This window comes from Nostoc sp. (genome assembly GCF_036917755.1).
In the GTDB taxonomy this organism is placed as follows: Bacteria; Cyanobacteriota; Cyanobacteriia; order Cyanobacteriales; family Nostocaceae; genus Nostoc.
Genome location: NZ_JBALFC010000027.1, coordinates 1 through 5536, shown reverse-complemented (window position 1 = coordinate 5536; position 5536 = coordinate 1). Strand labels below are relative to the sequence as shown.

6 protein-coding genes are annotated in these 5536 nt (G+C 44.7%); all 6 read left to right on the top strand.

The features are described from left to right. On the top strand, positions 1 to 295 hold a 295-nt coding region (locus V7L05_RS08485), incomplete at its 5' end, for a hypothetical protein (RefSeq protein WP_335163623.1). After that, positions 279 to 1670, top strand: a complete 1392-nt coding sequence (locus V7L05_RS08480) for an ABC transporter ATP-binding protein (RefSeq protein WP_335163620.1) — start codon at positions 279 to 281, stop codon at positions 1668 to 1670. The genes V7L05_RS08485 and V7L05_RS08480, both read left to right, overlap by 17 nt. 38 nt (positions 1671 to 1708) lie before the next feature. Beyond that, the gene (locus V7L05_RS08475) at positions 1709 to 2113 is read left to right on the top strand and encodes an ATP-binding cassette domain-containing protein (RefSeq protein WP_335163618.1); all 405 of its coding nucleotides are present in this window, start codon (positions 1709 to 1711) and stop codon (positions 2111 to 2113) included. A 54-nt stretch (positions 2114 to 2167) separates the two neighbouring features. Beyond that, positions 2168 to 3499: an efflux RND transporter periplasmic adaptor subunit gene (locus V7L05_RS08470; RefSeq protein ID WP_335163616.1), complete on the top strand. Its 1332-nt coding sequence runs from the start codon at positions 2168 to 2170 to the stop codon at positions 3497 to 3499. Positions 3500 to 3579: 80 nt separating this feature from the next. Beyond that, the gene (locus V7L05_RS08465; protein WP_335163614.1) at positions 3580 to 4785 is read left to right on the top strand and encodes an ABC transporter permease; all 1206 of its coding nucleotides are present in this window, start codon (positions 3580 to 3582) and stop codon (positions 4783 to 4785) included. A 1-nt stretch (position 4786) separates the two neighbouring features. Then, entirely contained in the window at positions 4787 to 5473 is a 687-nt protein-coding gene (locus V7L05_RS08460; RefSeq protein ID WP_335163612.1) for an ABC transporter ATP-binding protein, read from the top strand. Positions 5474 to 5536: the final 63 nt, after the last annotated feature.

The window sequence follows — 5536 nt, the reverse complement described above, 5'->3', positions numbered from 1 at the left end:
GTTGACCCTGTGTGAGAAAACCTCTAGCTGGCATGGCAGTAGATCCAATACTTATCCAATTTCCATTTTATGCAAATTAAAGGTACAACAGCTTAGTAACGGCAATTTAGTCTGGACTGTGCCAGAAAATCATTGCTTTGTACGCGGAGATGGTCTAGTCAGTATGGATTCTTTAATAGTCGGACCAATACCTCTTTCTGCATTAACGGGCATAGCTGTCATGAAATTACCACGCCGCTTGGATGTAGATTCCGTACACCAACTTAGGGAAGCAAGTGATGTTAAAGAAATTTAAATATGGGCAGCAGTTTTTGCAATCTATATCTCACATGCTTAAGCTAGTTTGGCAAGCGTATCCTGCGGCTTGCATAGGGACTTTTATCATCACAATTTTTCAAGGACTAATCCCCCTAGCAAATGCCTGGATAACTAAAGTGCTACTTGATTGGTTAGCACAACTACTGATTGGCGGGAGGGCGACGAAAGAGCAGCTGATCTGGTTGCTTGTGGCACAGGCGGTATTAATGGTTGCTACAGCAATGCTACCGCACCTTGGTCGTTATCTGAATGCCGAGTTAGGAAGGCGGTTAACGGTGCTAATTCAGTCAACTGTTTACCAAAAAATCAATTGTTTTGAGGGGATTGCACATTTTGAAAACCCGAAAGTTTACGACACGATTCGCCTTGCTCAACAAGGTGCAGAGCAAAGTTCTAGTCAAACACTAGAAATTCTCACAGAATTTATCCAGAACTTAGTTACCCTATTAAGTTTTGTCGGTGTCTTGTTCTCATTCAATCTCTTTTTGGCTAATTTAGTTCTGTTGGCGGCTTTGCCTCAACTATATGTGCAGTTGAAACTGGGACAGCAACGATTTGGACTGGCGTTTGAACTCAGCCCCGTTGAACGACGTAAGTTTTATTACAGCTTTTTACTGACCAGTGTGCAAGCGGCGAAGGAAGTCCGCCTTTTCGGACTGGGGCAATATTTTCTCCATAAACTGCTTGATTTATACAAGCGGGTTCATCGGGCGGAGCGAAAACAACAACAGCGCGAGTTACGCTGGGAGTTAGGCTTAAGCATTTTGTCCAGTGTGGTAGCAAGTGTCGCCTTTATTATTGTTGTGCTTGCCGCATTTGGCAAAAAACTCACATTAGGCGACATTACGCTATACGTGAGTGCGGTTAGTTCAGTTCAAGATGCCTTAAGTAGATTTATTTTTGCAATTGCTGGTCTGAATGAGAGTGTGCTTTTTCATTCCTATTTCCGAAAATTACTGGCATTACGACCTGCATTACCCATTCAAACAGTTACAGAGTCAGTGCCAAAGCTCTCATCTGGATTAGAATTGCGCCATGTTTCATTTCGCTATAGCAAACAACATCCCTGGATACTACGCGATGTCAATTTGAAAATTCCCGCGGGTAGTTGTTTAGCTTTGGTTGGACTCAATGGTGCAGGTAAGACGACCTTAGTCAAGTTACTAACTCGGCTGTATGATCCATCTGACGGGCAAATTTTGTGGGATGGAATTGATATTCGAGAATTTGACCCCGCCGAGTTTCGCCAACGAATTGGCACTATTTTCCAAGATTTTATGCGGTACGATTTGACGGTCTGTGAGAACATTGGCTTGGGAAATCTGGCGAAAATAGATGACAATATTGGATAGAGCAAGCAGCGCAGCAAGCCAGCATCCACGATGATATTGTGCGTTTGCCGCAGGGCTATGAGACAGAATTAAGCCGGATGTTTGCAGAGGAAGAAGAGGGCATTGATTTATCGGGTGGTCAATGGCAAAGGGTGGCAACTGCGCGGATGTTTGCGCGTGAGGCAGATTTACTCATCCTAGATGAACCAACTGCGGCACTGGATGCACAGGCTGAGTATGAATTGTACAGTCATTTTGCCGAACTAATGTTTGATCGCACCAGTGTTTTAATTTCACACCGCTTTAGCACAGTACGAATGGCTGATGCGATCGCAGTGTTGGAAAATGGACGGATTATAGAATATGGCATCCATGACGCACTCATAAAGTTAGACGGCACATACGCTAAGTTGTACAGGATGCAAGCAGAATGCTATCTGGAATCACCATATAAAAAAGCTTGAAAATCCCTTTTTAATCTGAACCTTAGCAGAAATTCTGATTGATAATGGTAATATATGCAACTTTCAATAATTCGCAGAATCAAAAAAACTACCCCCTGGCTGATCGGATTAGTGGCATCTGGGTTGTTGGGAATTGCTACCACTGTCACCATTGCACTTCGAGATGCCAGCCCTAAATCAGACATCACGCAACAGACGGTAGCAGTGGTATCTAAAGGCTTGATTGTTCGTATCAAAGCTAATGGCGTTGTTCAGGCTGTCCGCAAAATCAATCTCAGTCCCAAAGCTGAAGGACGGATAGTGCAATTGTCTATAGAAGAAGGAAAACTGGTACAGCAGGGTGAGTTAGTGGCTCATATGGATTCCCAAAGACTACAAGCCCAGATTAATCAATACAAAAGCACTTTAGCCAAAGCCCAAGCTGAATTGGCACAAAAGCAGACTGGAAACCGCCCAGAGGATATTGCCGAAGCGAAAGCCAGAGTAGCTACAGCAGAAGCTAGCATTGCTGAAGCCCAAGCCAAGTTTAATCATGCTCGTGAGGAACTCAAACGCTATCAAAGTTTAGTAGAGCAAGGGGCAGTTTCTCGGAATCAATTCGGCGAATATTTAAGTAAAGAGGGTGAGGCGAGAGCTACTCTTCAAGCAGCCCAAACTCGCTTACAAGAACAAAAAGAAGGTTTAACCAAACTTCGTAATGGCACACGTCCAGAGGAAATTGCTCAAGCACAAGCGAGTGTTGCCGAAGCAAGAGGACAATTACAATACTACGAAATTCAGTTGCAAGATACCCAAATCCAGGCTCCTTTTTCTGGTACAATTACGCGATTGTTTGTGCAAGAAGGAGATTTTGTCACACCCACAACTTCAGCCTCCTCCGGCGATGGTGCAACTTCAGCCTCCATTGCTGAACTTTCTAGCGGTTTGGAAATTGAAGCCAAAGTGCCAGAAGCTAGTATTGCTCAAATAAAGGTAGGTCAACGTGTTGAGATTAAAGTTGATGCCTATCCTGATGACGTATTTACAGGTCCTGTGCGGTTGATTGCACCTAGAGCAGTGAAGGAAAACAATATTACATCCTTCAGAGTCAAGGTGGCTGTGCAAACTGGTCAAGAGAAGCTGAAGTTTGGTATGAATGTACAATTGGCTTTCCTTGCTCAGGAAATCCGTCAGGCTTTAGTTGTTCCTTTGGCGACAATTATCACTCGCCCAAATGGTCAGACTGGCGTACTGTTACCCAATGAAGACAACCAAGCCCAATTTAGAAGTGTCACTGTTGGTGCTACGGTTGGCGATCAAATCCAGATTATCCAAGGGGTATCTGAGGGCGAACAAGTATTTATCAGCCCTCCCGAAGACCAGGAAAAGGAAGGAATTAAGTTCTAATTTCATAATTTTAATCTCCATAACAGAAACAGGCTGACATCAGTCTTTTGAAAACATTGATAAAACTCTGGGCGAGATAGATGAACTTTCTTGAAAGCATCAAAATGGCAGTTAAAACTCTAGCAGCTAACAAGTTGCGTAGCAGTCTTACCATGTTAGGAATAATTATTGGTAACAGCTCTGTAATTGCGATGATTGGTATTGGTCAAGGTGTTCAAAATTACAGCCTTGCACAGCTTGAGTCTTATGGGTCTAATCTATTAAGCGTGTTTGCAGGCAGTGAAGAAGCTGAGGGTGTGATTACTGAAGAACCAAGGCTAGTGTTATCAGATGCTGAGGCTATTATTACCCAAGCTCCGGCTGTGAAGAAAGTCGCTCCCCAGATTTCCACCAGACAATTGATTGGTTCCCGCAATCAGAGTACACAAACCAACATCACGGGAATAACACCAGATTTCCTCTTTGTACGGAATGCTACCGTCGTCAGTGGGCGTTTTTTTAATTCATCAGAACAAAGACAGAACGCTCTAGTAGTTGCCCTTGGCTCAGTTCCTGCGCGTAAGTTGTTTGGCAGTGATAACCCCATCGGCAAAGAGGTACAAATCAACAATATTAGCTTTCAAGTGATTGGGATAATGAAAACCAAAGGTTCTTTTGGCGGAGTTAATCAAGATGATGTTGTTTATGTGCCCATCACCACAATGGCAACTCAAATAGACGGACGCCAGTCTGCCTACGGCATTCCCATCGACTCAATTGAGGTTTCTGCTCAGAATAAACAGAGCATCTGGGCGGCGTCGTTTCAGATTACCAACCTGCTGACACGCAGACATGGCAAGAAAGATATTTCTGTTGTAGCTAATAAGTCTTTCCAGGATCTTGTCGGTCAAGTAACAGGCGCTTTAAGCTTGATGCTAGCTGCGATCGCCAGCATCTCGCTTTTGGTAGGTGGCATTGGCATCATGAATATCATGCTTGTCTCAGTAACTGAGCGCACGCAAGAAATCGGGCTGCGGAAAGCAATTGGTGCTACACAACAAGCTATCCTGACTCAGTTTTTGATCGAGGCGGTGATTCTGTCAGTAGCTGGAGGCTTGATTGGAACCGGCGTTGGTGTCGGCGGCACAATGATTGTGGCCGTGCTAACTCCCTTGAAACCAAGTGTATCATTGCCTGCGATCGCCCTGGCTGTGGGTGTTTCTGGTAGCATTGGTCTAATCTTTGGTGTCGTCCCAGCCCGCCGCGCCGCCCAACTCGATCCAATTGTTGCTTTGCGAAGCGCTTAAGATGAATAACCAAGTAAATCCTCCGTCCATCCTACAGGAAGTGGCTCACCCTACTGTTCCTAGTCCTGTTTACAAACCAATCATTGTCCGCTTGGAAAATATTTCTAAAATATATGGCTCTGGCGAAACAGAAGTCCGAGCGCTTGCGGATGTTAATCTGATTGTGGAGCAAGGTGAGTACTGCGCCATTATGGGGGCGTCTGGCTCTGGCAAGTCTACTGTGATGAATATTATTGGCTGTCTAGACAGACCCACAAAGGGACGCTATTACCTGGATAAGGGGAATGTAGCTGTGTTGAATGACGCAGAGTTAGCCCAGATTCGTAACCTGAAGATTGGGTTCGTGTTCCAACAGTTTCACTTATTGCCCCAGTTAAGTGCGCTAGAAAATGTAATGCTGCCGATGGTTTATGCAGGTGTCAATACTGCCGAACAACGCGATCGCGCCATATTAGCCCTGAAGCGAGTCAGGTTAGGCAACAGGTTAAACAACAAACCGAATCAGCTGTCTGGGGGACAGCAGCAACGGGTAGCGATCGCTCGTGCGATCGTCAACCAACCAGTTTTACTCCTAGCCGATGAACCTACCGGCGCTCTTGATTCACGTACTAGACAAGAAGTAATGGATATCTTTTCAGACTTAAATAGCAGTGGTATTATAGCAAGCGCCAAAACAGTTAGGACATAGACTAGAAGTATTATCATGACCTACTCTCATTTGATTTGCTATGGCTAAACCCTATAGTTACGA